General features: G+C 30.1%; 2 protein-coding genes. Both read right to left on the bottom strand.

The features are described 5' to 3' along the window. Window positions 1-545: 545 nt before the first annotated feature. Window positions 546-1,229: a hypothetical protein gene (locus tag ACVCXO_RS07620; RefSeq protein ID WP_452229000.1), complete on the bottom strand. Its 684-nt coding sequence runs from the start codon at window positions 1,227-1,229 to the stop codon at window positions 546-548. A gap of 1 nt (window position 1,230) precedes the next feature. Then, a partial coding sequence (locus ACVCXO_RS07615) for an RHS repeat domain-containing protein (RefSeq protein ID WP_452228999.1) occupies window positions 1,231-2,068 on the bottom strand: 838 nt, incomplete at its 5' end.

Genomic DNA, 2,068 nt, shown 5'->3' with positions numbered 1-2,068 from the left:
TTTGCAACATACCAGCAGCATTCCACTCGTATTGCCAATGGTCTTTTTTACTTCTAAAAATACTGCTACTACCTTTGTACTTTTCGGTTAAAAAACCGTCGGCATCGTATTTATAGTTCCAGCTTCCTTTTTTCTCTAATCGTCCGCCTTTGCTATATTCTCTATCGTTATGGTTGTGGCAAAAGAAACAAAATATGGCGCTGTTGGATTATGAAATTTATACTTTCTACGCATACCTTAAAAATACAAAAAGCTACCTAAATGAATAGATAGCTTTTATTGTTTAATTCTTTAGTAGAACTTACTCGGTACGGCACTCGTTACAAACGAGCGCTAGCGGGGCCTTTACTGTATTCTCTATCGTTATGGTTGTGGCAAAAGAAACAAAATATGCCGCTGTTGGATTATGAAATTTATGCTTTCTACTCATAACTTAAAAATACAAAAAGCTACCTAAAGGAATAGATAGCTTTTATTGTTTAATTCTTTTCGTAGAACTTACTCGGTACGGCACTCGTTACAAACGAGCGCTAGCGAGGGAAATATTAATCAAAAAAATCAGCAAAAAAAACGATTAGTTCTTTTTTTGTAAAGTTCTTCTTTTCTTTTTTTTGTTCTAACAGAATTTTATTCCCTTCAATAATTATTTTACAATGCTCATTTTTATAATTTTTAACTTCAATAAAAGACCCTGTTTTTCGTAAACTTTTTATTTCATTAAAGAAATCACTTTTAGAAAAATAATTAAATTTATTTCCTGTAGACTTTACTCCAGTTGATAAATTTTTGAATTTCATTTTTACTATTGGAGATGGCTTTCGCCTCCAGTTTATAGTAGTTATCATATTTCTTCTCAAAAAAGAAAGTTCATTACCACTTTCATTACCCGAAAATTCACATTCATAGATTGGAAAAGCTGTATATTTGCTGACATCTGTCTCTGTTGAATCTTCAAAATTATTTTGATAAACTATTAATGAATTAAATTCAAGATTTTTAAAACTTACATTATTAATCTTATTGAAATTTGTTGTTATTTCTTTTTCTTTTAAATAATTAATTAACTCAAGTAAACCATTTTCTTCAAATTTTGAAAAATTTCTAATAGTAATTTCTATTTTTTTATTTTTTGCATTAAAGTAAAATGTATAAAACCCAAAAGAAGGTGTATTATTAATTTTATAATCAACACCTATATTAGTGTATTGCTCAAGATTTAATTCATTCATATTAATTAGAGTAATTTTTCCCGGTATTTTGATTGAAGTTCATTTTATTAGCACCTCCTTCACTTTTATTTGGTCCTATCTCTTTTACTGTTAAATTACTTTTTTTATTATACCACCTATTTCTTTGTGCTTTGGTTTGATTTCTACCTCTACTATTCCAATGTGCTACAACTGGTTCTTTATGTTCTATACTTACTTTACCTGGAGGAATTATATTACCTGTTTCAGGATCTATAACATTTCCGTTTTTATCTGTATGCTTTTTTATTACATCTTCTCGTACCTTTTTTTTATTTCCATGAGGATATTCTGAGTTACGTGTATGTTTCCCTTTTTCACGTTTTCTTCTATTTTGAGAATAAATACTTAATCCAAATACATCAATCTCACCATTAGAGTCATTTACATAAACATATAAGTTATATTCTCCAGAAAGCAGCCCAATTGGATCCACAGAAATATACCTACCATCCTCAGGATCATAATATCTAAATCTATTATAAGCAAGTTCTATCTCACTATCATAATATTGCCCTTGATACATAAAAGGGCAGGAGTTGTTATCTCCATGTATTACTTTACCAAAAGTATCCAGTTTACGTTCCCAAGTTTGTTCCCCTTCTGCATTATGCATGCTAGTTGGTGTACCTAAATGGTCTGCTAAAATACTAAATTTCTTATTATTTTTAAGTTTGGCCGTTGGTATAAAACTATTTTCTTCAAAAACCCAAGTTACAATACCATTGTCGCCAACGGTGCTGTTGCTTAAAATGTCTCCATTTTGGTTTTCTTTCCATTCGTGTAATGGTACGTTACCATCCCAAAGCCATTTGGTAGTC

The organism is Lacinutrix sp. MEBiC02404 (assembly GCF_053601575.1).
Note: the sequence above shows the minus strand (reverse complement) of the source record. Positions and strands in the feature narration are given on the sequence as shown.

What these genes read in the sequence shown, in the direction of transcription:
- ACVCXO_RS07620 (WP_452229000.1), bottom strand. Translation starts at nt 1,229, where the DNA reads ATGAATGAATTAAATCTTGAGCAATACACTAATATAGGTGTTGATTAT.